The sequence below is a fragment of the Actomonas aquatica genome (genome assembly GCF_019679435.2).
GTDB classification, from domain to species: Bacteria; Verrucomicrobiota; Verrucomicrobiia; order Opitutales; family Opitutaceae; genus Actomonas; species Actomonas aquatica.
Genome location: NZ_CP139781.1, coordinates 137156 through 162204 on the forward strand (window position 1 = coordinate 137156; position 25049 = coordinate 162204).

At 65.6% G+C, this 25049-nt stretch carries 16 protein-coding genes and 1 tRNA gene; 4 read left to right on the plus strand and 13 right to left on the minus strand.

Annotated features, from left to right (window positions below; translation table 11 throughout):
• Nucleotides 1-86: 86 nt before the first annotated feature.
• The 3 genes from K1X11_RS00545 to K1X11_RS00555 form a co-directional block, all read right to left on the minus strand.
• Entirely contained in the window at nucleotides 87-5540 is a 5454-nt protein-coding gene (locus K1X11_RS00545) for a chondroitinase-B domain-containing protein (RefSeq protein WP_221029082.1), read from the minus strand.
• A gap of 208 nt (nucleotides 5541-5748) precedes the next feature.
• Nucleotides 5749-6615 carry a PEP-CTERM sorting domain-containing protein gene (locus K1X11_RS00550; RefSeq protein WP_225919216.1) on the minus strand — a complete coding sequence of 289 codons (867 nt, stop codon included), beginning with the start codon at nucleotides 6613-6615 and terminating at the stop codon, nucleotides 5749-5751.
• Nucleotides 6616-6661: 46 nt separating this feature from the next.
• On the minus strand, nucleotides 6662-7456 hold the full coding sequence (locus K1X11_RS00555; protein ID WP_221029081.1) for a hypothetical protein: 795 nt from the start codon (nucleotides 7454-7456) through the stop codon (nucleotides 6662-6664).
• Between the two features lie 245 nt (nucleotides 7457-7701).
• Here K1X11_RS00555 and K1X11_RS00560 point away from each other — a divergent pair, with 245 nt between their 5' ends.
• Nucleotides 7702-9234, plus strand: a complete 1533-nt coding sequence (locus K1X11_RS00560; protein ID WP_221029080.1) for a sialate O-acetylesterase — start codon at nucleotides 7702-7704, stop codon at nucleotides 9232-9234.
• A 67-nt stretch (nucleotides 9235-9301) separates the two neighbouring features.
• Nucleotides 9302-9376, plus strand: a tRNA-Glu gene (locus K1X11_RS00565).
• Nucleotides 9377-9687: 311 nt separating this feature from the next.
• Here the strand turns inward: K1X11_RS00565 and K1X11_RS00570 are convergent.
• From K1X11_RS00570 to pcaC, 10 genes are all read right to left on the minus strand, one after another.
• Nucleotides 9688-10944: an anaerobic sulfatase maturase gene (locus K1X11_RS00570; RefSeq protein ID WP_221029079.1), complete on the minus strand. Its 1257-nt coding sequence runs from the start codon at nucleotides 10942-10944 to the stop codon at nucleotides 9688-9690.
• Between the two features lie 126 nt (nucleotides 10945-11070).
• Nucleotides 11071-11976 (minus strand): alpha/beta hydrolase family protein, encoded by a 906-nt coding sequence (locus tag K1X11_RS00575; protein WP_221029078.1) that lies wholly within the window; start codon nucleotides 11974-11976, stop codon nucleotides 11071-11073.
• Between the two features lie 102 nt (nucleotides 11977-12078).
• A complete protein-coding gene (locus K1X11_RS00580; RefSeq protein WP_221029077.1) occupies nucleotides 12079-13497 on the minus strand; it encodes an SLC13 family permease in 1419 nt (472 codons plus the stop codon).
• A 3-nt stretch (nucleotides 13498-13500) separates the two neighbouring features.
• Nucleotides 13501-14691, minus strand: a complete 1191-nt coding sequence (locus K1X11_RS00585; RefSeq protein ID WP_221029076.1) for a 4-hydroxybenzoate 3-monooxygenase — start codon at nucleotides 14689-14691, stop codon at nucleotides 13501-13503.
• Between the two features lie 6 nt (nucleotides 14692-14697).
• A complete protein-coding gene (locus tag K1X11_RS00590; RefSeq protein WP_225919215.1) occupies nucleotides 14698-16041 on the minus strand; it encodes a 3-oxoacid CoA-transferase in 1344 nt (447 codons plus the stop codon).
• A 7-nt stretch (nucleotides 16042-16048) separates the two neighbouring features.
• Complete coding sequence (locus K1X11_RS00595) at nucleotides 16049-17308, minus strand: thiolase family protein (RefSeq protein WP_221029197.1); 1260 nt, start codon at nucleotides 17306-17308, stop codon at nucleotides 16049-16051.
• Nucleotides 17309-17379: 71 nt separating this feature from the next.
• The gene (locus K1X11_RS00600) at nucleotides 17380-18699 is read right to left on the minus strand and encodes a lyase family protein (protein ID WP_221029075.1); all 1320 of its coding nucleotides are present in this window, start codon (nucleotides 18697-18699) and stop codon (nucleotides 17380-17382) included.
• Nucleotides 18696-19310 carry a protocatechuate 3,4-dioxygenase subunit alpha gene (gene pcaG, locus K1X11_RS00605; RefSeq protein WP_221029074.1) on the minus strand — a complete coding sequence of 205 codons (615 nt, stop codon included), beginning with the start codon at nucleotides 19308-19310 and terminating at the stop codon, nucleotides 18696-18698. Before pcaG ends, K1X11_RS00600 begins: the two co-directional genes overlap by 4 nt.
• An 8-nt stretch (nucleotides 19311-19318) precedes the next feature.
• Nucleotides 19319-20047 (minus strand): protocatechuate 3,4-dioxygenase subunit beta, encoded by a 729-nt coding sequence (gene pcaH, locus K1X11_RS00610; RefSeq protein WP_221029073.1) that lies wholly within the window; start codon nucleotides 20045-20047, stop codon nucleotides 19319-19321.
• The gene (gene pcaC, locus K1X11_RS00615) at nucleotides 20040-20453 is read right to left on the minus strand and encodes a 4-carboxymuconolactone decarboxylase (RefSeq protein ID WP_221029072.1); all 414 of its coding nucleotides are present in this window, start codon (nucleotides 20451-20453) and stop codon (nucleotides 20040-20042) included. Before pcaC ends, pcaH begins: the two co-directional genes overlap by 8 nt.
• Nucleotides 20454-20662: 209 nt before the next feature.
• On the opposite strand from pcaC, the gene K1X11_RS00620 reads away from it, so the two are divergent.
• Together K1X11_RS00620 and K1X11_RS00625 are read left to right on the plus strand one after the other, a co-directional pair.
• On the plus strand, nucleotides 20663-21763 hold the full coding sequence (locus K1X11_RS00620) for a LacI family DNA-binding transcriptional regulator (RefSeq protein WP_221029071.1): 1101 nt from the start codon (nucleotides 20663-20665) through the stop codon (nucleotides 21761-21763).
• A gap of 322 nt (nucleotides 21764-22085) precedes the next feature.
• Nucleotides 22086-24950: a TonB-dependent siderophore receptor gene (locus tag K1X11_RS00625; protein WP_221029070.1), complete on the plus strand. Its 2865-nt coding sequence runs from the start codon at nucleotides 22086-22088 to the stop codon at nucleotides 24948-24950.
• The last annotated feature ends 99 nt before the right edge of the window (nucleotides 24951-25049 follow it).

Below are 25049 nucleotides of genomic sequence, written 5' to 3' on the forward strand. Positions count from 1 at the left end.
AAATCTGACCGGGGGATTCAGATGTGAAACGCGGATTTCTCCCCGCTGGCAGGGACCAGCGGAGCGAAATGGGCGGGTGAATCACATCAGTCCTCGAGCAGGTAAGCCTCGATGATGGCGACGCCCGGAGTGCCGCTGGCGGCGTTGGCGTGATAAGTATAAGTGCCGGGCGGCAGGGTGAGCACGATGGCGGCGTCGCTGGATCCGGCGGCGAAGGTAAATGCACCGCTGGCGGCGATGGCCTCGGCGACGGACGTGGCGTTGGCCCCGGCCGACCAGTTATCGTTGCGACCGACCTCATTGCCCTGGCTGTCGTAAACCACGATGGCGGGATCGGCGGCCGGGGCGTTGACGCCAAATTGCAGCAGTCCGGGGCCGGCGCAGCGGATGAGCACGCGGCGGGAGGTGGCACCGTGCACGGCGAAACCGCCCATGAGCGTCGCGTCGCCCGTGCCGATGGTGCCACGGATGGATTGGTTGAGCAGGCGTCCGGTGCCCGGCGTGAGGTCGTAGGTTTCGAGCAACACGTTGCCGGTGCTGCCACCGTTGGCGGTGACGTGGCTGGTGTAGGCGCCCGGGGCCAGTTCAACCACGAGGGCGGCGTCGCGTTCGCCGGCACGGAGGGCGAAAGCGCCGGTGGCGGCGCTGGCGGTGGTGATGCCAGCTGCGTCGGACTCCTCCCAACCGGCATTGCGGGCGAGCACGGCACCGTCGACGGTGTGCACCACCAGCTCGGGCGTGGTCATGAGGTCACTGACTCCGAAGTGGGCGAGACCCGGACCGACGGCACGGATGAGGAGCGACTTCGATTCGGTGCCGCCGATGACGATGCCGTTGATGAGGAGCTGGTCGCCGGAGCCGGAGCTGCCGCGGGCGGAGTAGTTGCGAATGCTGACGGCCTCGGTCGGCTCGTTGGGGTTGGGATTGCCCGTGCCCGGGTTGCCGGTGCCGGGGTTGCCGCCGCTGCCACCGGTGGAGGTCGGCAGTTCTTCGGCACCGAGGTCGGGCGACGCGTCGCGCGGCTGGCCGAAGAGGTCGCGGCTCACCGGGATGGAGAGGGCACCGGCGGCGTCACGGGCGGGGGAATCGGTCGCGGTGCGATACCAACCGAGGGTCTCGTCGTAGGTGAAGGTGAGCGCGGCCGCGGTGAGCGCGCCGGTCGGCAGGCCGCTGGCGTCGCCGTCGCGGTAGAGGTTGTGTCCCCACGTCTGCTGCGCGATGGCGGGGCCGGTGATGAGCGCCTGTGTGGTGCTGGTGGTGTGGGCGAAGAGGTTGTTGGCAATCTCGCCGCCGATGGGCAGCACGTCGCGATCGCGGGAGCCCTCGCCGGTGCCGAGCTCTATGCTGGGGCCGTCGATATTGATGAAGGTATTGTGGGCGATGATGGCGCGGTGGGCGGCGGGGTAACCGTCGGAGGAGGGATTGGTCTGGCCGGCGTAGACGGCGACGGCACCCATGCTGTCGGGCTGCAGGTTCTCGAAGTGATTGTTGATGATGCGATGGTCGGCGCCGATGACGCGCACGCCGCCGGCGGCTTCGCGGTTACCGCCGAGGAAGCGGTTGCCCTCGACGATGCAACGGTCGCCGTGGCGCAGGGTGAGGGTGCCGCGGGATTCGAAGAAGGTGTTGTAGCGGTAGGTGTTGGCGTGGGTCTTGTTGGAGATGATCTCCACCTCACCATCAACGTGGTCGAACGTATTGTATTCCACGATACAGTTGGCGTCGATCTGGGTGGAGGAGCTGTCGCCGATGCGGATGCTTTCCCAACCGTTTTCCCCGCCGCCGTAGATGCGATCGGCGAAGCGGTTGTGATCGATGCGGTGGTTCACCGGCACGCCGTCGAACCAAACCACCACGGTGACGCCGGGCACGTCGTGGCCGATGAAGGTATTGTGATCGATGCGGTTATTGGTGCCGAAGACGGAGACGTAGTAGACCTTGGTGCCGGCGGCCGGGTAGTAGTCCTCGATGGTGACGTTGGTCACCCGGGAGTGGTGCGCGGGCGTGCCGTCGCTGCGGCGGAATTGGATGATCTCGTCGTCGTTGCCGGTGTAGCTGTCGCGGAAAACGAGGTCACGCAGCACGAGGTATTCGCCGGAAAGCTCGGCGCGGGAGCCGCCCTGCAGGATGGTCTCGCCGGGCGTGACCGCGCCCACGGTGATGGGCTGAGTGGCGGTGCCGGTGCCGTGGAGGCGGATGACGGTGTCGGTCCAGGTGCCGGCGGCGAGCAGGATGGTGCGGCCGGGCACGGCGGCGGTGAGCGCGGCGTCGAGCTCGGCGATGGTGGTGACGATCACCTCATCACGCGGCGTGGCGGTGATGGTGATGGTATCCGTATCGGCACTACCGGCGGTATTGGTGACGCGCAGCCAGACGGAGGTGGTGGCGTCGAGGGCGGTGAGATCGAGGGTGGCGCCAGTGGCTCCGGCGATGGGGGTGGCGGTGTCGCCGGATTCACCCTCATACCATTGGTAGGTGAAGGGGCCGGTGCCTTCGGGCGTAACGGTGATACTGGCGTCCTCGCCGGCGGTCACGGCCGCGGGGGCATCGATGGCGCCGACGGTGGGCGCGACCACGACCGGGTCGCCGCCACCACCACCGCCGGTGTTGCCGCCGGTGCCGAGGGTTTCGCTGCCGTTGAGCGACTGGATGAGGACGTTGTCGATGACGAAGCCGGCTTGGCGGGAGGAGTCGGCGTAGATACCCATCTGGCCGAGGTCGTTGTTGCTGGCGTAGAAATCGACCTGTGGCGCGTTGGTGGGATCGGGCGTCTGGTGGAAGAGGTAGGTGCCGATGAAGACGTTGTTGAGGAAGACGGCGACGGAGTTGGTCGCGACGGAACCGGAACCGAGGGCGGTGCCGGCGAAGGCCACGGCGTTGGTATCGTGGGAGTTGACCAGCAGGGTGACGTGGTTGGTGACGGCCGGGTTGTAGGAACCGATGGTGGTGCTGCCGTCCACGCCGTTGATGGCGAGGTTGCCGTTCTGGTGCACACGGAACTCGAAGGGACGGAAGTCGGAGTTGTGCACGTCTTCGCCGGCGCGGCCGAGGGTGAAGGCGAGGCGCTGATTGCTGTCCTCGGGATCGGTCGGCGTGTAGGTGCGGCGGAAGTCAAAATCGACGCGGGCGTTTGAGAGGTTGGCGCCGCCGGCAAAGGGGAAGAACCAACGGGTGACGGCGTCGGCGGCCTGGTCGAAGAAGTAGAGGGACTGGTCGCCGTCGATGGCGGCGGGCGTGGAGCCGGTGCCGACGACGTGGAAGCCGTTGGTGGCGGTATCGGAGCCGGGGGAGCCGTAGTAGTCGCCGGCGGGGCGCTCGCCGACGGTGTCGGTCTCGAAGTTGTTGCTGTAGTAGGGATCGGTGAGGGTGCCGCTCGCGCTGGTGGTGGCGGAAACGATGGCAGCGCTGGCGGGGTCAAAGCCGTCGGCGGTGGCGCTCACGCGGTAGTCGTAGGTGGTGGCGGCGGTGAGGCCGGTATCCGAAAAGCTGTTACTGTTGGCGGCGAGGGTGGCGATGGTGGTGAAGTCGCCCGAGCCGGTGCGCCGCTCGACGATGTAGCCGGACTCGTTGTCGGCGGCGTCGGTCCAGGTGAGGTTGATGGCGGTGCTGCTGGCGGTGGTGGCGGCGACGCCGGTGGGCGCGTTGAGAGTGGGCACGACCACGCCGGAGCCGAGGGTCTCGGAGCCGTTGAGCGACTGGATGAGCACGTTGTCGATGATCATGTCGAACAGGCGGGAGGAGTCGGCGTAGAAGCCGATCTGGCCGAGGTCGTCATTGCTGGCGTAGAAATCGACCTCGGGAGCGTTGGTGGGGTCGGGCGTCTGGTGGAAGAGGTAGGCGCCGATGAGCTCGTTGTTGATATAAACCTGCACGGTGTTGGGCGCGACGGAGCCGGTGCCGAGAGCCGTGCCGGAGAAGGCGGCGGCGCTGGAGTCGTGGGAGTTGACCAGCAGGGTGAGGCGGTTGGTGGCGTCGGCCGGGTAGGTGCCGACGGTGGAGCTGCCCTCGATGTAGTTGATGCCGACGTTGCCGTTTTGGAAGAGGCGCACCTCGAAGGGGCGGAAGTCGGAGTTGGCGAGGTCGACGCCGGCGCGGCCGAGGGCGATGCCGAAGCGCTGGTTGCCGTCCTCGGGATCGGCGGGGGCGGCAGTGCGGCGGAAGTCGACGTCGACGCGCACGGCGGAGAGGTTGGTGTCGTTGGCGAAGGGGAAGAACCAACGGGTGACGGCATCGGGGGCGGCGTCGAAGAGGTGCAGCGACTTGGTGCCGTCGATGGCGGCGGGCGTGGAGCCGGTGCCGACGACGTTGAAGCCGTTGGAGGCGGTGTTGGAGCCGGGGGAGCCGTAGTAGTCGCCGGCCGGGCGCTCGCCGACGGTGTCGGATTCGAAGTTGTTGCTGTAATACGGATCCGTGAGCGGGGCGACAGCGCTTGTGGTGGCCGAGGCGGTGGCGGAGGTGGCGTGGTCGAAGCCGGTGGCGGTGGCGCTCACGCGGTAGTCATAGGTCGTCTCGGGCGTGAGGCCGGTGTCGGTGTAGCTGGTGGTGTCGGCGGAGAGCGTGGCGATCGTGGCAAAGGCGTCGCTGCCGGTGCGGCGTTCGAGGAGGAAGCCCTCTTCGTTGGCGGCGTTGTCCGTCCAAGAAAGTTGGATACTGGAGCTGGAGGCCGCGGCGGCGGAGAGACCGGAGGGAGCGTTGAGCGTCGGCGTGGTGGTGCCGGCGAAGGACTGGAGGACGAGGTTGTCGACGATGAGACCGCCCTCGCGGGCGGTGTCCTGGAAGAAGCCGAATTGACCGAGGTCGTTGTTTTCGGCGTAGAAATCGATCTCAGGCGCGTTGGTGGGATCGGGCGTCTGGATGAAGGTGTAGGTGCCGATGACGGCATTATCGACGGCGACGAGGAAGGAGTTGGCGGGCACGGAGCTGGCGCCGAAACCGCTATCGGCGTAGCTGGCGGCGGTGCTGTCGTGGGAATTGATGAGCAGGGTCAGGTGGTGCGTGGTGGCGGGATCGATGGTGATGATCGTGGCGGTGCCTTCGGCGGAGCGGGCGATGATCTTGCCGTTGTTGACGAGGCGCACCTCGAAGGGGCGGAAGTCGGAGTTGGGCAGGGACTGACCGGCGCGACCGGCGGAGAGAATGAAACGCACCTCGTCGTTCTCGGGATCGGCGGGGGCGTAGCCGGGGCGGAAGTCGAGATCGACCTGGAGGTTGTCGACGTTGGTGCCGCTGTTGAGCTCGTAGAACCAGCGGGTGGTGGCTTCCGTAGAGAGATCGTAAAAGTAAGCGGATTGATTGCCGCTGATGGCGGCCGGGGTGGAGCCGGTGCCGACGACGATGATGCCGTTGGTGGCGTTGTTGGCGAAAGGCGAGATGGCGGCGCTGCTGCTGGGAATCTCACCCACGGTGTCGGATTCGAAATTGCTTTCGAAATAAGTGACCGCAGGCAGGAGGGAGGCGGTCATTGTGCCGATTAACGCACTGGTCAGAAACGAGGTGCGGCGGGCGGGGCGGGTGACGGTGAGGAAACGGAACGGATTCATGGGGGAAATGGGAGCGCGCCGATGGAGTTCCGGCGCAAAAGGGGGGCACGGCGAAGCCAACTCGACCGGCGAAGGCGGTCGGACAAAGAGGGGGCGCTTCGCTTGGATCACCGCAGTCGGCGGCCGCTAGCCGTGCGACTGCCGGTGATGGCGAGGCGGAGCAGGATCGCGGATTACCGCAGCGATCGAGGCCGGGGGGCGGCGGATATCAGGCGGTGGTGGCGGCCTGGTGGCGGCGACGGCGCCAGGCGGCGAGACCGAGGGCGGCGGCACCAAAGATGGCCGCGTAAGTGGAGGGCTCGGGCACCGCCGAGAGGGAGCTGGCGTAGATGTTGTCGATAGCGAAATCGGAGACGTTGGTCCCGCCGGAGTAGAAACCGAAGCGGCCGAGGGTAGCATCACCATCGGTCGTGCCCGCCCCCATGGTAAATCCCATTGAGTCGCCGAGGAGACTGCCGTTGACGTAGAAAGCGGCGGAGTTAGCGGCGAGGGTGGCCACGCCGGAAGTGTCCGGGCGTGTGTAGGCAAGGGTATTGGTTCCGTGATCGTTGATGAATATTTCAACCGACTGGAGAGCGGTCATATCATAAGTGGTAGTGAGAATCGAGGAACCGCTGTCGTCGCGCAGTCGCAAAGTGCCGCTGGCCCCGTTGGCGTAAAACCACATGCCCACGCCACGGGTTCCGTTGGAGTTGAGAGCGTAGGACGTGGTGGTGTTCCAATCGCTGAAACCGAAGATCAACGGTTGGGTAGCGCTACCTGTTGGGTTGGGCACCAGGTTTTGCAGATCGAATGAAATGTAGAGTGAACCGAGTGGCGCGTCTCCCACGTTGTATTCCAGATAGGCCGCGTCACCGCCGACGTCATTGATGCGCGCGGCTTGGTCGGTGCCGATGACGCCACTGCCGGTGATGATGGTGGTTTGGCGGGCGGCGGCCGCGGTGGCGGGAGCTGCACCCAAGGTGTCGTTTTCGAATGTGTCGTTGAGGTATACGGTCTGGGCGCCGACGGAGCTGATGGCGGCGGTGGCAGCAAGAAGACAACTGAAACGGCGAAGGATAGAGGGGGTAGTCATGATAATTGCGATGCGTTTGCGAGTCAGAGTAGAGAAGAGGGGAGGGTCAGGATGAAGGCAGGAGATCGAGGCGCGCCTGATGGATGGTGAAGGCGGAGACGGTTTTGGAGCCGGGGGAGATCGCCAGGCTGTCGAACGCGGTCTCGATGTCTTTGCTGTCGGTGCGAGTGAAGACGCCGGTCTGTCCATTGGAGCCGGTGAAACTGATGCTCACGCTCACCTCTTTGGCGGCGGTGCGGGTGACGCTGAGTTCGGCGGTGTAGATCTGGCCGGATTCCAGTTGCAGCAATTCGCCGCCGGAGCTCGGCAGCATCGTGAAGTTTTGCGTGGTGGAAAGCAGGCGATCCCCGTTGCCCGTGCGTTTGCCGAGACGGATTTGGCGACGTTTGGCTGGAGCAGGATTGGTGAGGGCGATGTATCCGCGGTAGCCCTCGTATTCCATGGCACTGTTCATCTTGTCGTCGAAGGCGTGCGCGCCATGGGAATTGAGCAGACCGATGCGCAGGCCGCCGGGGGAATCGGTCGGGCCCTCGACGGAGAATTGCAGTGAGAGGACCAGTTTTTGTCCGACTTCCAACTCGAGCGGTTTCCCCTCTGGTGTGAAGTGCGCGAGCACCTGGCGACCTCCGCCGTTTTGCCGCAGCCCGTCGGTCGTCACTTCCAAGGTTGAGGCACTGGAGGACGTATACCATTCCAGCGAATCCGGCGGATTGAGATGCATACGTTCTTCGTCGGCGAAGGTCTCCTCGAAGATGACTTTGGCGGAGAGGGAGCAGCAGGAGAGCGCGAGCAAGGTGAACGCGGCACGAGTCAGCGGACGGCGCGACGGGGAAACAGGCATGAGTAACGAGGGGTTGAGGGGGAGGGGCCAGAGGCGGGGGCTCCGCCAGCGAATGATTCGACAGAGGCTTCGTTGCTAAAGCGGGTCAAGTAAAAATCATAATTATGAACTTGAGCCCCGCGAAGCTTTCGGCGGTGGTCGTAGGGGTGGTTCCAAACTGAGGAATCGAAACCGATTAACCCCAAAATCGCATGCCCCTCGCTAAGCATAATAAAATTAAATTAACTGTGTTATTCTCATTGCTTGTGACGCTGTCGGCCGGCCTGAGCGCCCCGCTCGCCGCCGCGGTGAAACTGCCGGCAATGTTTGGCGATCACATGGTGTTGCAGCGCGAACAGGCGGTGCCGGTGTGGGGCTGGGCGGAACCCGGGGAGGGCGTGACGGTGAGCTTCGCGGGCCAAAGGGTGAATGCGACGGCCGCCGATGACGGCACCTGGCGGGTGGAACTGGCGGCGATGGCGGCGGACGCGTCGGGTCAGACCTTGGTCGTTGCCGGGGAAAACCGCGTGGAGCTCACCGGAGTGTTGGTCGGTGACGTTTGGCTCTGCAGTGGGCAGTCCAACATGTATTTGTCGGTGTCGCAGGCCGATGATGCGGAGGCCGAAATCGCAGCAGCGGATTTTCCGGAGATCCGGCTTTTCTCCGTCGATCGTCAGGTGGCGGAGCAACCGCAATCGGAGGTGACCGGAGAATGGTCGGTGTGCAGTCCGGCCACGGTGGGACGCTTCTCGGCAGTGGGATATTTTTTCGGGCGCCAGATTCATCGCGAGGTCGGCGTGCCCGTGGGGCTGATACACAGCTCCTGGGGAGGCACGCGGGCGGAGGCGTGGACCCCGTGGCAGGATCTCTTGGCTCACGATGATCTGCGACCGATCGCGGAGCGCTGGGAGCAAGAGGTGGCAAATTTTCCACAGATCAAAGCGGAATGGGACCGCAATTACCCGCAGGTGTATCAGGAGTGGAAGGAGGAGGTGAAAGCGGCTCGTCAGGCGGGGCGGCCGACGCCGTCACGTCCGCAACTGCGCACCGGCCCGGGCACCAAGTATGCGGCGTCCGGGCTCTACAACGCGATGATCGCGCCGTGGGTGGGTTTTGGGCTCAAAGGTGTGATCTGGTATCAGGGCGAAGCCAACGCCGGGCGCGCGGAGCAGTATCGCACGCTGTTCCCCGTCATGATCGAAGCGTGGCGGCGGGAGTGGGGGCGACCAGAGTTGCCGTTCCTGTGGGTGCAGTTGCCGAATCTGGACCGTCAGCCCGAGCCCTCGCGCAGCGGTTGGGCGGAGTTGCGGGAATCGCAGCTCATGACGTTGAGCCTGCCGATGACCGGCATGGCGGTGACGATCGACGTGGGGGATCCGAATGATCTGCATCCGACGAACAAGCAGGCGGTGGGGCAACGGCTGGCGCTGGCGGCCGAGCACCTGGTTTATGGGCGGGAAGCGGCGGGTCGGCTGAGTCCGACGCCGCAGGACTTTGCCATCGTGGAGGGCGCGGTGGAGGTGACCATGCGGGCCCCGGGGGGGCTGCGCGTGCGCGAGGGTGAGGAGACGCTGCGTGGCTTCGTGGTGGCGGGGGACGATCATCGCTGGGTGCCGGCACAGGCGGAGATCGTGGGTGAAACGACGGTGCGGGTGTGGAGTCCGGACGTCGTCGCGCCGGTGGCGGTGCGTTATGCTTGGGCGGACAATCCCGACTGTAACCTGCAGGGAGCCGGTGGTTTGCCCGCCTCGCCCTTCCGCTCGGACGACTGGCCGGAGGTCACGACGGGGCGGCGTTAAAAGATTAGCGGGAAATTAGCTTGCAAGGAGGGGGCAGGCTTTTGATTTTCCGCCCTCTTCTGCACTCGCCCCTATCGTCTAGCGGTTAGGACAGATCCCTCTCACGGATCAGACCGGGGTTCGATTCCCCGTGGGGGTGCCAGAGATTTTCGAACAGGGAGCTTCGATTTTCGATTGGCCTCGAGGCAGAGAAAGCGCGGAAACCGAGGGTGGAGTGGCGCGGAGCTAAAGTGGGAAATGAGGCCACGGATGGCACGGATAACCACGGATCCTTGGCACTGTAGTCGGGGCGGGCTGTGCAGTAGCCGCGTTGGAGCGCAGAGACAACGTGGTCGTCTTCGGGCCACGCTTTCACCTCCGGCTCAAGCGCAGCTATTTTTCGTCTCCAGGGCGTATTCATCCGTGCGAATCCGTGCTGATCGTTCGGGAAAACGACGAGTTCGCACTGACGCTTTACTTCAGCGGCTTGTAGCCGGGGATGGACTTGGATTGCACGAGGTCCATCGCGGCGGCGGGGGATTGGCGACGCTGGTAGAGGTCGGCCATGACACGCATCACTGGGGCGATGTGATTAAAGAAGGCGCGGTAACCTTCGCAGAGGTAATGCAGGCCTGGTTCGCCGGCGGGGGTGGTGAGGAAACGCGACTTGGGGCAGCCGCCGTTGCAGACGAAGCGCACTTCACAGTCGCGACAGTATTGCGGCAGGGTGTCGCGTTTGTCGGTGCCGAATTTGCGCTGACGCGGACTGTTGACGAGTTCGGCCAGCTCGGTGTCGGCGATGTTGCCGAGTTTGTGCTGCGGGTAGACGAAGTGGTCGCAGCTGTAGAGGTCGCCGTTGTGCTCGATGGCCAGAGCGTCGCCGCAGGTTTCGGCGTGGACGCAGATGCCGCCGGGCGCGCCGACCCATTTGCCGAGCGCGGTGTCGAAGAGCTGCACGAAGGTTTTGCCAACATCTTTGCGCACCCAGCGGTCGAAGATGCGCATGTAGAACTCGCCAAAGTCGCGCGGCAGCACGCTCCAGCTGTTCACGGGCAGGTCCTCATCGGTGGCGCCGGGGCGTTCGTCGGGGCTGGCAAGTTCGAGGCCCCACTCCCGGGTCTGGGCGCCGGGTTGGCGTTCGATGATGGGGATGAACTGCAGGTAGTGGCTGCCGATGCTTTTGAGGAAACGGTAGACCTCGAGCGGCTTCTTGGCGGTGGCGCGGTTGAGGCAGGTGAGGGTGTTGAAATCGACCTGATGCTTTTTGAGCACCTCGATCCCACGCATCACCTGATCAAAGGTGGAGCGGTCCTGCTTGTCGACGCGATAGCGGTCGTGCAACTCGCGCGGACCGTCGATGGAGACGCCCACGAGGAACTGGTTTTCGTGCAGGAAGGCGCCCCATTCGTCGTCGAGCAGGGTGGCGTTGGTTTGGAAGGCGTTTTCGATCGTCTTGCCGCCGGCGTATTCACGCTGCAACGACACGACGCGGCGGAAGAAGTCGACGCCGAGCAGGGTGGGTTCACCGCCTTGCCAAGCGAAGCTCACGTGATCGGTGGGCTGGGCGGCGATGTATTGCTGGATGTAGCGCTCGAGCCGCTCGGGCGACATGCGCCACTTGGCGTCGGTGTAGAGGGCCTCCTTTTCGAGGTAGAAGCAGTATTTGCAGTCCAGGTTGCAGATCGGCCCGATGGGCTTGGTCATCACATGGAACGGGCGGGAGGCGATCATACGGAAGGGGCAGGGAGCGGAGTTCGTCGGGCGCGGCGCCGCGAGGTTGGGCACAGAGGATGAACTCGGGGATGGCGGCATCGGTCAACCCCAGCTCGTGTTGCCTCGCCTGTTTTCGCGGCTCGGTCAGGGGCTCGTGGTGTGCTGCTGCACAAACGAGAGAGATTGGGCGACGGCGTCGCGGAAGGCGGGGGAGTCGGGGCCGTTGGTGAAGCTGTGCCCTTGATCTGGATACAACTCCAACTGCACGTCCTGGCCGGCGGCGCGCAGCAGCTCGGCCAGTTTTTCATTGATCGGGCTGAGCCCGTCGGCGGTGCCTTGGATGAGCAGCACGGGCGGGGTGATCGCGGCGACGCGTTTCATGGCCGCCGGGCGATCGATGTCGGCGTCGGTGAGTGGTTGATCGCGCATGGGGCGGCCGCGCAGGCCGATGAAGCGGAAACTGGCGGGCGCGTTGAGCACGAGGCAGCGCGGGGTGATTTTGCCGTCGGCGACGGCCTGGAGCGTGATGGCGCCGCCGAGGCTGTTGCCCATCACGGCGACGCGATCGCCATCGAGATCCTCGCGTTCGCTCAGCGCGGTGAGCACGGCGGCGACGTCGTCGGTGGCGTTGACCGGGCCGCGCAGGACCTCGAAGGGGCGGTTGGGCGTGTGACCACGATAGTCGGCGACGCAGACCGCCCAGCCGGCGGCGAGGAAGGGATCCCAACGTTCGGGCTTCGCGAGCGATTGCAGGCCCTCGAGGCCCCGACCGCCGGGTGCGGCGTGGAAGAAAACGAGCACGGGCGCGGGGCCGTTGCGGTCGGCCTGAAGCTGCAGCAGATAGGGGATGCGGGTGTCGTCCGGCGAGATGGCCGTGTGCGCCGACCAGGCCGGATCGACGCCGGAGTCAGGCAGGGATTGCTCGGCGTGGACGCAGGCGGAGTTGGCAAACCCCAGCAGCAAGCAGGCGATGATCGCGCGAACACAGTGAATCCGCCGGTCGACCAGCCGGGTCGCAGCCGTGGAATGGCGTGGGGAGAGAGGCAACATGGGGTGGCTGTGACGGTCAATCCGGCGCGGCACGGAACGCGATCATGATCCGGGTTTTCCCGTTGACTGAATTCGGGCCACAAAGCGCCCGACGAAGCGGTGTCAGCGCAGTCCGACCAAGGGGCCGATCACGTAGATCAGCCCGGTCATGGCGATCACCCAACCGACGCTGATGAGCGCCCCCGGCCACAGCATGTCGGTCATGCGATAGTAGCGCGTGCCGTAGGTGATGAGTGACACAGCGTCGAGCGGTAGCAGGAATCCGCAGGACGCGGTGAACACCACGGGCAAGGCAAACAGTGCAGGCGGCAATCCCGCTTGCTGGGCGAGCACCACCACCGGTGGCACAAGCACGGCGGTCACGGCGGGCAGAATGGGAATGACCAAGTGAATCACGACGGTGACCGCGCTGATGGTCGCGATGATCGCCAACGGATGCCACGTGGCGAGTCCGCCGAGACTGTGGGTGACAAACCACTCCGCCAAGCCGGTGTCGCGGCAGGCGACGCCGAGCGAGGTGATGCCGCCGATCATGAAGAGCGCCTCCCAGCTGACGGACTTCATGGCGCGGTCCCAGCTCAGCAGTTTGAAGCCGGGCATAAACATGGCGATGGAGCCGAGGAGGGCGACCATGGTGGCGTTGAGGGCGCGCGGATACCACGTGCTGGCGATCCACAGCACCAGCATGGTGCCGAGCAATTGCAGTGTGCGGCGTTCCGCGCGGTTGAGTGGACCCGGCGCCTCAGTCGGTGGCGGCGCGATGTTGGTGATCTCCGGCGGATACACCCGCACGAGCACCCACCAGGCGAGCGGCACGAGGAGGATGACCATGGGCACGCCGATGGCCATCCAGTGAAGGAAGCCAACCTCCACGCCGCCGAAGTCCTTGAGCAATTGCAGCCCAAGCAGGTTCACCGAACTCCCGGCCGGTGTGGCGATGCCGCCGATGAAGGCGGCGATGGGAATGGCCAGCATGAGCGCGCGGCCGAAGTTGGATTTGCCGGGCTCAAGCCCGTCGCGTTGCAGCAGGCTCAAACCGAGGGCTGCCCAGATCGCGCAGGCGGGCACGTCCGACACGATGGACGAGAGGGTCGCCGCGCCGACCATGAAGGCAAAGATGACGCGGCGACTGTCGGTGCCGGCACGGCGCAGCAACCAGCCGGCGAAGCGGCGATCGAGTCCGGAGTCCTGCACCACGGCGGCGATGAGAAACATGGCCAGCACGAAGAAAAACACCGGCGTCATGAAGCGCGCGCCGGCGGTGTTCATGGGCGCGACCACGAAGACTGGCTGGGCCGCGATCGCAAGCAGCGCGGTGACGCCGATGGGCAAGGCTTCGGTGACCCACAACACGAGGCAGCCGACGAACAGCGCGGCGAGTCGACGGGCCTCAGGCGTCAGGCCGTCGGCCGGCAACAACACCCACAGGGCGAGTCCGGCGACGACCGCGCCGATCAAGCCGGTAATCCGACGGGTGGTCGGGTCGAGTGCGCCGAGGGGACGGGGCGGGGCGGCGCACATGACTCAGTTGAGTTGGGCGTTGAAAGGCAGACCCACGTAGTTTTCGGCGAGGGTGCGGGCGGCCGAGCGGGAGCTGCAGACCTGCTCGAGTTGCGCCAATTGCAGCCGCTGTTGAAACGGGTCGGCATCGGCGAAGCTGTGCAGCATCGAGGTCATCCACCAGGAGAAGTGTTCCGCGCGCCACACGCGGCGCAGGGCGGTGGGCGTGTAGGTGTCGAGGGCCTGCGAGCCGCGGCCGGCATAGTGCTCGCCGAAAGAACGGGCGAGCACCTGCACATCGGCGACGGCGAGGTTGAGGCCCTTGGCGCCGGTGGGCGGCACGATGTGCGCGGCGTCACCGGCGATGAAGAGGCGGCCGTGTTGCATGGGCTCGGCCACGAAGCTGCGCATCGCGACCACGTTTTTTTGGACGATGCGCCCGACCTTGGGCGTCCAACCGTCGTGCGTGGCGAGGCGGGTGTGCAGTTCGCTCCAGATGCGATCGTCGGACCATTGCTCCACTTTGTCGTTGGGGTCGCATTGCAGATACATGCGTTGGAGCTCGGGCGAGCGCGTGCTCACGAGGGAGAATCCGCGCTCGTGGTGGGCGTAGATCAATTCGTCCGAGGACGGCGGCGCCTCGACGAGGATGCCGAGCCAGCCCAGTGGATACACCCGGGTGAAATCCTGCCGTTGCGGTCCGCCGATGAGTGGGCGGGACACGCCGTGAAAACCGTCGCAACCGGCGATGAAGTCGCAGTGCAACGCGGCCTCGGTTTCGCCGTCGCGGTAGGTGAGGCGAGGGCGCTCCGTGTCGATGTCGTGCACCTGCACGTCGTCGGCTTCGAAGACGATCTGTCCGCCGGTGGCGAGGCGGGCGGCGACGAGGTCTTTGATGACTTCGTGCTGCGCGTAGACGGTGATGTTGCGATCGATGAGTTCGGTGAAATCGATGCGGTGGGTGCCACCGTTGAAGCGCAGGTAAATGCCGTCGTGCACGGCGCCCTCGCGCTGCATGCGGTCGCCGAGGCCGATCGCTTTGAGCAACTCGACGGTGGCGTGTTCAAGCACCCCGGCGCGGATGGTGGATTCGATGTCGTCGCGCGAACGGGACTCGAGCACGACGGATTCGATGCCGGCGAGGTGGAGGAGGTGGGAGAGCAGCAGACCGGCTGGACCGGCGCCGATGATGCCAACTTGGGTGCGAGTAACCATGGGGAATCAGAGATGGGTGGTGAAGGGGGCGGAGGTGCGGGCCCGCACTTCGTCGAGGGACGCGCCGGGCATGAGTTCGATGAGACGCAGCCCGCCGTCGCAGCGGAAGACGGCGAGCTCGGTGATGACCAGATCCACGGCGCCGAGCGCGGTGAGCGGCAGGGTGCATGACGGCACGAGCTTGGGCGCGCCGCTGCGCTCGTTGTGGTTCATGGTGATGATCAGGCGGCGGGCGCCGGAAGCCAGGTCCATGGCCCCGCCGACGCCGAGCAGCGGTTTGCCGGGGGCGGCCCAGTTGGCGAGGTTGCCGGCGCTGTCGACCTGGAGGCCGCCCATGATGGCAACGTCGATGTGGCCGCCGCGAATCATGCCAAAGGAGTCGGCGCTGTCGAAGTAGCTGGCGCCGCGCACGGCGGTGACGGGGATCTTGCCGGCGTTGACCGGGTAATCCAACGCGCCGCCGCCATCGGCGGGTGCCGGGCCGACGCCGAGCATGCCGTTTTCGGTGTGCAGGATGAGGCCGTGTTCCGGCGTGATGAAGTCCGCCACAAGGGTAGGGATGCCGATGCCGAGGTTGACCACATCGCCGGGGTGAAGTTCGGCGAGGGCGCGGCGGGCGATGGCCTCGCGATCGGGATCGGCGCGGCGGGCGCTGGCGCTGAGGCTGGCGGAGGAACCCAGGTCTTCGAGCGTCGTGTGCGCCTGCACGAGCCCGTCAACATAGCAACCCGGTGTGTGAATGGAGTCGGGATCGAGTTCGCCGACGGGCACGATGTGTTCGGCTTCGACCAGGACGAGGTCGGCGGCGGTAGCCATGGCGCGGTTGAAGTTTTGTTCGGTGCGGCGGTAGATCAGGTTGCCGGCCGTGTCGGCTTTCCAGGCGCGCAGAAGCGCGACATCGCCGCGTAGTGCCGGCACAAATACGTGGGGTGTGCCGCGCAGCTCGCGCACCTCGCGGCCCTCGGCCAGTGGCGTGCCGGCAGAGGTCGGTGTGTAGAAGCCACCGATGCCGGCGCCACCGGCGCGAAGGGCTTCGGCGAGCGTGCCCTGGGGCATCAGTTCGCATTCGATCTCGTCGGCCTGCGCGGCGGCGACGGCTTCGCGGTTGCTGGTAAAGAAGGAACCGATGGCGCGACGGAGCTGGCCATTGCGCAGGAGGCGTCCGCCGCCGAGACCGGGTTCACCGACGTTGTTGCCGATGTAGGTCAGGTTGCGGGTGCCGCAGTCGGCGAGGGCGTGCAGCAGGTGGACGGGGTTGCCGGTCATGCCGAAACCGCCGACCAGCAGCACGGCCCCCTCGGGGATGCGGGCGGCGGCTTCGGCCGCAGTGAGTTGAGGCACAGTTTTCATGCCGGGTTCAGAGGGCTTCGAGGACCGTGGCTTCGCCTTGGCCGACGCCCACGCAGAGGGTGGCGAGGCCATGGGGCGCGGCGGTGCCGGCGGCACCCTGGCGGCGGAGCGCGTGCACGAGGGTGGTGACGAGGCGAGCACCGGTGCAGCCGAGCGGATGGCCGAGCGCGATGGCTCCGCCCGAGACGTTGGTGGTCGCCTCGTCGAGGCCGAGTTGGCGCATGACGGCGAGGGCCTGGACGGCGAAGGCTTCGTTGAGTTCGGTGAGGGCGACGTCGGCGAGGGTGAGTCCGGTGCGCTTCAGCACGTGGCGCACGGCGTCGACCGGACCGAGGCCCATCAGGCGCGGGTCCACGCCGGCGGTGGCCGAGCCACACCAGCGCGCTAGGGGCTGGAGGCCGAGCGCGCGGGCGCGGGAGGCCGACATGAGCACGAGGGCGGAGGCGCCGTCGTTGAGCGAGGAGGCGTTGCCGGCCGTGACGGAGCCGCCGGTGCGGAAGGCGGGTTTGAGGCGACCCAGCTTTTCGAGGCTGGTGGCGAGTTCGTAGCCGTTGTCCGTGGCGCGAGCAAAGGGCTGTTCGTCGATGGCGACGGTGATGGGCTCGCCCTTGCGTTGCGGAATCACGACGGGCGCGATCTCGGCGGTGAAGTGACCGGCGTTGATCGCGTTGATCGCGCGGGCGTGGCTCTGCAGGGCGAAACGGTCCTGATCCTCACGGGTGATTTCGCCGCCGGGGAAATCGGCGCGACGGCTGAGCTCCTGCACGTTCTCGGCGGTCTCGCCCATGGTCTCGAGCGGGAACTGGGCTTCGAGGTGTGGATTGGGATAACGCCAACCGAGGGAGGTGTCCCAGGCGGTGAAGTTGCCGAAGGCGGGCGGCGTGCGCGGCAGACTGTAAGGCGCGCGGGACATGCTTTCGACGCCACCGGCGATGATGACCTCGGCTTCGCCGCAACGGATCGTGCGGGCGGCGTGATTGACGGCGGACAGACCGCTGGCGCAGAGGCGATTGAAGGTGAGCGCGGGCACCTCGTGCGGCAGACCGGCGAGCAGCGCGCCCATGCGGGCGACGTTGCGGTTGTCTTCGCCGGCTTGGTTGGCGCAACCGAGGTAAACCTCGTCGACTTCGGCGGGAGGCAGCCCGGCGCGATCCAGGGCGGCGGCAATGACGTGGGCGGCGAGGTCGTCCGGGCGGACGGATGCGAGCGCGCCACGCACGCGGCCTATGGGCGTGCGGACCGCGCTCACGATGACAACATCGGGCATCATGGCGGGTAAGGTTGGGTAAGGGAGGAATGATCCGGCGGTGGGTCGGACCGACGGTATTGGGAAAGTGGTTACGCGTGGGGCGCGGAATCGAGACTCGCCAGCATGGCATCGAGCTGGCGGTGCGCCGGAGCGAGGTGGGCGGCGGGATCGGTCAGCCGGTCCCAGTCGATGGGCGCGTCGGTGCGCTCGCGGAGGAGCGAGATGAGGTCACCTTCGCCGGTGCCGACGTCCGCGATGGCGGCTTTGACGAGGGCGCGTGCTGCTGTGGGTGGCAGGTGTTTGGACAGGGCGAGGGTGGCGGCCTCGGCCCAGACCAGACCGCGAGTGGCGTCGAGATTGACGCGAGCGCGGGCGACATCGATGCGGAGGCCGGTGGCGAGCGTTAGGGCGGTGTCGAGGGCGTCGATCGTCGCGGCGAGGATCAGCGGCAGATGCGTGAGTTCGGCGACGGTCGTGGCGGTGCCGCGCTCGTGTTCAGGCGGTGGATACAGGGAGAGTGCGTTGCGCTCGTGGATGACGCGGCGGGCGGACTGCAGCAGCGCTTCGCAGCGGATGGGATTGCATTTCTGCGGCATCGCGCTGGAGCCACCGGCGGCGCCGACGGAGACGTCGACTTCGGCAATGTCGGATTGGCTGAGGAGGAGCAGGTCTTGGCCGAACTTGCACAGGCTCTGGGCGATCAACACCAGCCAGTCAGCGGTCTCGAAGAGGGCGTCGCGCTGGGTGTGCCAGGGGAGCGGCGACGGGGCGAGGTTGAGGGCGGCGGCAAATTCGCGGATGATGGCCGGACCGTGTTCGCCCCAGGCGGCGAGGGTGCCGGCGGCACCGCCGCATTGCACGGAATGCAGGCGTTGGCGGAGGGCGGGCAGGCGGGTTTGGTGGCGGCGCAAAGGCGCGAGCCAGTTGCCGGCTTTGAGGGCGTAGGAGGTCGGTAGCGCCGCCTGGAGGTGGGTGCGGCCGAGGCAGTAAGTCTCGCGGTGATCGTGAGCCAGATCGGCGAAGGCGAGCACGAGGCTGGCGAGGCGGCGGTCGCAGGTGTCGAGTCCGCGGGAGAGTTGGCAGACCAAGGCGTTGTCGAGGATGTCCTGAGTGGTGCCGCCCCAATGAACCCAGCGGGCCGCGGGCTCGCCGACGTGTTGTTTGAGTTGAGCGACGAGGCCGAGCACGGGGAAACCGTGGGTCGCTTCGCTGGCAGCGAGCGCGGCCTCGTCGATTTGAAAGGTGACGGCGGCGGTCGCGATGGATTGGGCGGCGTCGGCGGGAACGGCCCCGGCGCGAGCCTGAGCTTCGACCAGCGCCAGTTCGACGTGCAGGAGCTCGTGCCACCAAGCGGGGCCGCGAAACAGCGCGGCGGCGTTGGCATCGGCGTTGTGGGCCGACTTGCTCATGGGTGGAAGAACAGGGTCTCGGAGTCGCCCTGCAGGTGCAGGTCCCAGTGGTAGACGCGGACGTCGCTGTCGGCGTCGTTTTGTGGGAGCGCGAGCAGGCTCTTTTGTTGCGCTGCGGAAAGGCTGGCAAAAACCGGGTCGGTCGCGTTGGCGGCGGCTTCGTCGGCAAAATACATCCGCGTGGCGAGGTGCGTCAGCAGGCCGCGGCCAAAGACATGCACGGCGAGATGAGGGGCGAGCGGCGAGACGTCTTCGGTCGCGGGCACGGTGCCGGGTTTGACGGTTTCGAAGCGAAAGGTTTGGTCGGCGTGAGTCGTGTCACTGCGGCCGAAACCGAAGAAGTGGGGATCGGCGTCGGCGTGGCGCGGATCGGCTGGATGGCGGTAACGGCCGTGGGCGTCGGCTTGCCAGATCTCCAGCATGACGTCGGGCAAGGGCGCACCGTCGCCGTCGAAGACCTGTCCGGTGACGATGATGCGCTGGCCTTGGGCACCCTCGCGGTGGAGCACGTTTTCACCCGGGAAGATGAGGCCGTAGTGAAAGAACGGGCCGACGGTTTGGGAGGGCGTTTGCCCGGATACGGAAGCGGATGCGGTGGCGGTGGCGGACATGTGCGCGCTCACAGTTTGAGGTTTTCGAACGGGGTCATGCGGCCGCCGCAGAGCACGATGTCGAAACGGTAGCCGAGGCCGAAGCCTGGTTCGGTGACGGCGTGATCGTAGTCGGAGATCAGGCGTCGGCGGATATCCTCGTCGGGGATGCTGTTGTAGATCGGGTCCAGCTTGAGCAGCGGGTCGCCGGGGAAATACATCTGGGTGACGAGGCGGGTGGGGAATTGCGGGCCGAAGAGGGAAAAATGGATGTGGGGTGGCCGCCAGGCGTTGGGCTGGTTGCGCCACGGATAAGCGCCGGGACGGATGCTGATGAAGCGGTAGCAGCCCTCGTCGTCGGTGAGGATGCGACCGGCGCCGGTGAAGTTGGGATCGATGGGCGCGTCGTGTTGGTCGAGCTTGTGGATGTAGCGGCCGGCGGCGTTGGCCTGCCAGACCTCAACGAGGGCGCGGCGCACGGGCCGGCCGGTGTCGTCGATGACGCGACCGGTGACGATGATACGTTCGCCTTGCGGGGCGCCGTCGCGGACCCCGTTGCGGGTGAGGTCGTGGTCGAGCGGCTTCAGGCGGTCCTCGCCGTAGACCGGGGCGGTGAGTTCGGCGAGGGTCTGCGGGCGCGGTAGAAGACGCTGACGCGGGGCGCGCGCGAGGGTGGAGCGGTAGTCCGGGGAAAGATGCGGTGGATGCACCGCATCGGATAGGCGGGGGGCGAGAGGCAGGGGGAGGGGATCAGGCATCGGAGGCGGTTGAGGGCGGGAGGGATGCGAAGATGGACTTGGCCAAACTCATGGCGTGGTTGGCGGCGGGCACGCCGGCGTAGACGGCCACGTGGAGGAGCGCCTCGCGCACGTCCTCCGGGCTTGTGCCCGTATTTTGGATACTGCGCAGGTGGAGGGCGAGTTCGTGCTCGCGGCCCAAACCGGCGAGCAGCGCGATGGTGATGAGGTGGCGGGTGCGGTCGTCGAGTCCGGGGCGTGACCACACGCCGTCCCATGCGACTTTGGTGATGAAATCCTGGAAGGGCGCGTCGAAGTCCGTGGTCGCGGCGATGGCGCGATTGACGTGAGCGTCGCCGAGAATGCGGCGGCGGGTGGACTCGCCGGGGCGGGGCGAGGAGGCGGAATCAGGTTGGGGGTCGGGCACGGGGAGGGTAGGACTGGAGGTAACCCGCGGCCGGCGACCCGAGACCACGGCCTTGACGGTTTACCCGTTTACTAAAATCGGGGGGCCGGCCGACCGAGGGGATGGTGGCACTTCCGACGCACCATGCCGCGGGCGAGGGGATGGAGACCGCGGGCGGACGGCAAAATGTCGATTGACACGGGTGATGCGCCGGTGCGTCTAAGAGCACCATGCCCCCCGCCCGCAAGAAGCCTGTCGGTTCGAAGTTCGTAACGTTACAGGACATCGCCGCCCGGGCCAAAGTGAGCGTCACCACGGTGTCGTTGGCCCTGCGCAATCATCCCCGCATCAGCGAGAAAACCCGCACGCGCATTGCCAAACTTTCGCAGTCGATGGGCTACCGGTTGAATCCCTTGGTTTCGGCGCATATGTCCTACCTGCGCACGGGGCGACCGGTGAACGACGGGCTGAACATCGCCTTCGTCTGCAACGCCTCGCTCAAGGAGGTGAACCGCGATACGAGGCGGCCACACCGGCACTACTACAAGGCGGCGCAGGAGCGGGCGCAGGAATTGGGTTTCGACGTGCGCTTTTTCGACCTTTCGGAGCCCGGCATGACGCCGCGCCGCCTGTCGCAGATCCTCGAAGCGCGCGGCATCTCAGGCTTGGTGATCGCGCCGCTTACCGATGGCCTGGGCGTGAGCGATATTCAGTTTAAATGGGAGAGCTTCGCCACAGTGGCGATCGACCACACCTTCATTTCTCCGCGGCTGCACACGGTGTGTAATGACGAGTTTTCGACGGTTGGACGGCTGGTGCAGCGCCTGCTCGACTTTGGGCACGGGCGGATCGGCATCGCGATGCCGACCTTCATGGACGATCACGCCAATCACTTCTGGTTGGCGGGGTATGAAGCCTTTCAGAAGCTCACCGAGCCTTCGCAGCGGATTGATAACTTCATTACCGAGAAGTGGACCCAGCGCGACTTCATGCGCTGGTATAAAAAGTGGCGTCCGGAGGCGATCATCACGATTAACGACGACATCCTCGGATGGCTGAAAGAGGCCGGGGTGGACGTGCCGGGAGAGGTGTCGTGCGTGACCTTGTATTGGAAGGAAGACCGGCCGCACTTGAGTGGGTATTATCCCAACCACGAGAAAGTGGCGGCTGGTGCGATTGACCTGGTGGTGGCGCAGTTGCAGCGCCACGAACTGGGGTTGCCCACCAATGACAAAACCATGCTGATTCAGGCTGAATGGAAGGCGGGCAAGACATTGCGTCGCGTGACGGCGGAGGGCTTCCAAGCGCCGTTGCGGGTCTGGACACGGTGAGCGAGGTTGAGTCCGACGGTCGGCATAGGGGAAAAGTGAATACAACTGTCCGGCGTGGTTTGCCTTTATTGGAGTCAACGGATAAACCATCTCGCATGTAGCTCGTTTCCGACCGCAATCGCAGCATGGCCAGCATCAGTGAAGCCGCCGGCTCTTTTGGAGAAGGCAAAGGCGAGCACTGTTACCCTTCACCCCTCCCCACCTAGCCATGTGTTCCTGCGGCGATTGATGCCGGGAACTGACCTTACACCCCCCGACTATGACTCGAAACCCCCATTGTTTCCCCCGCCGTGCCGTGGGCGCTGCTCTGATTGCCGGAAGCATGCTCCTCCCTGGCGCGACGTGGGCTCAGACCGCTGCGAACGACAATTCTGCGGCGTTGGAAGACGACACCACGATCTACCTGAATCCCTTTATAATCGATGCCGAACAGGACGAAGGTTACGTCGCGCAGAATGCGGCTTCTGGCTCGCGTTTGAGCGCCAGCCTGAAGGACACCCCGGCGCCGATCTCGGTGTTCACGGCGGAGTTCATGAATGACATCGCCGCGACCGACCTCTCCGCGCTTTCCGACTACGTGGTGAACACGGAGCGGATCCCTGGTTTCCAAAACGGCCTGGCCGCCGGCAGCAACCAGGTGGAGTTCGACACGCAGTTCCGCATTCGCGGTCTCCCGGCGAGCAGCAACACCGGCCGCTCGGTCAACTTCTTCAAATATCCGATCGCGGTCGACTCGTATAACATCGAGCGCGTGGAGTTCGCCCGCGGGCCGAACTCGATTCTTTTCGGCGTCGCGGCCGCGGCCGGCAACTTCAACGTCTCGACCAAGAAGGCGCGGCTCGATCGCGATCGCATCGAGGTAAGTTTCCGCACCGACGAATACGACCAGGCCCGCGTGGCTGTGGACGTGAACCAGACGCTGGTCGACGGTCGTTGGGCCCTGCGCCTCAACGCCCTGCGCGACCGCGAGAACAGCTGGCGTCCGTTTGAACACAAGGACGCCGACCGCTTCGCCGTCGCGACCAAATGGCAGATCACGCCCTCCACCGTGCTCGATCTCGAGTATGAGACCGGAGACGTGGATCAATCGCGTCTCGTGCCGTGGGCCGGTCTCGACCGCACGACGGCCTACTTCGCCGCCGGTCAGCCGACCTATGGTGGTTTCCCGCCCGCACCCGGTGCCGGTCTGGAGCTGGTGCGCACCAACTACTTTGTCTACGACACGGCGACCGGCACGCTGACTGACTGGCGCAACTCTGCGGTGTCGGCGTTGGCCAGCCATCCGGATTGGAATGCTCCGTTTGTGCCGCCGGATCAGCAGATCCTGTTGAGCGACTTTTCGGTCATTCCCAAGGAAGCCGCCATCGCGGGTCCGGGTTACGGCAACGTGGTCGACTACGACACCTTCACGGCCACGCTGCAGCAGCGCGTTACGGACGATCTGAACCTCGAACTTGCCTTCAATCGCGTCGAGGACAGCTACCTCAGCAACGCGCTCACGCCGCTCGACATCACGGTCTATTGGGATCCAAACGTGAACCTGCCCGACCGCACGCCGAACCCGAATGTGGGCCGTCCCTTCGTGGAAGGTTCCGCCGGTATTCGCCTGCGTGAGGAGCTCGCCGAAGACCTGCGTTTCACCGCGGCCTACGATCTCGATCTCGGCAAGATCTTCGGCCGCCATCAACTGGCTGGACTGCTGGAGCACCGTATGGAGGAGACCACGCGCATCGCGACAATCGAGAAGATTGCCGATCCCGGCACCGCGGCGCTTCGCCGCAATCCGGACAACCGCGCCAACAACATCAAACGTCGCACCTACATCGATGTGAACGGCCCGCTCGAAGGTATTGCCATCCCGGACTGGAACGACACCGACGTCGCCGGCACGGTGCAGTATCCCTCGCAGAATGGCGTCTATGACTATCGCTCGGAGTTCGACTCCATGATGATCGCCGCTCAGAGCCATTTCTGGGAGAACCGCATCGTCACGACGCTGGGTTATCGCGAAGACAAAGCCGATTTCTACGACAGTGAGTCGATGCGCACGGGCGACCCGCTCGGTGCCTACACGGTCGGCACCTGGGAAGCGGTGCGCAACGCGACGCCCGACAAATACAAGGCGATCACGCGCAGTCAGGGTGTTGTCTTTCACGCCACCGACAAGATCTCGGTCTTCTATAACCACGCCTCCAACTTCGCGCTGCCGAATCCGCAGTTGATCGTTTTCCCGGGCGACCGTGGACCGCCTCCGCCGCGCGGCGAGAGCGACGACTGGGGCGTGAAGTTCAGCCTCTTCGAAGGCAAAGTCTTCGCCACCGTCACCCGCTACGAGACGTCCGCCCGCGACGACGCCGACTTCGGCCTCGTGACCGGCAACAACAACATCAACGACATCTGGAATACCTTCGAGATGAACGGCGTGTTGGCCGACGTGCTCTCCGACCTGAACATGGACACGGCGCTCACCGCCAGCGACCTGCAGGTCAACGCTGGCGGCAATACCTTCGACTCCGACTCGGAAGGGTGGGAATTCGAAGTGGTGGCCAACCCGACCCGCAGCCTGCGCCTGTCGTTTAACTTCTCCGACAACAAGACCGTGCGGTCCAACATCGGCAAAGAGGTGCTCGCCTACGCCGATCTGCGGGCTGCGGCCTGGACCTCGGGTGACCGCGGCGGTTACGTGATCAACACGGCCGGCGCGCCGATCACGCCGAACGATCCGGCCGATGGCTTGACCACGGTGGCCGAGACCCTCGACACGCTCTACAGCGGCATTGAGAACACGCTCGTGCGACCGGAAGGCGCCCGCTACCTCGGCAGTCCGACTCAGTCGGCCAACCTGCGGGCCAACTACATGTTCCGCGAAGGTAGCCTGAAAGGCTTCTCCGTCGGCGGTGGTGTGCGGTGGCGCGGTGATTCGGTGGTGGGTTACACCAGCAGCGATCCGGCGACCCGTGAGCTGATCAATGGCGACGCCTACACGCTGGTGGACTTCAACGTCGGCTACCGCCGCGACTTCGAGTTCTTCGGCAAGGAGACCAAGTGGTCGATCCAGTTCAACGTGAACAACGTCTTCGACGAAGATGATCTGATCCCGACCGAGACCTTTGCCGACGGCACCCTGCGTCAGTATGTCTTCCAGACCCCGCGCAAATGGATCCTGTCGACGAAGTTTGAATTCTGAACCTCGTCGCGGGCCGCCGCCCGACACTCTTCCGCATCAGGTATGCTAAAACCAAAGCCCGGCCGAGAAGTTGGCCGGGCTTTTCCAGTAAAGGGGTCA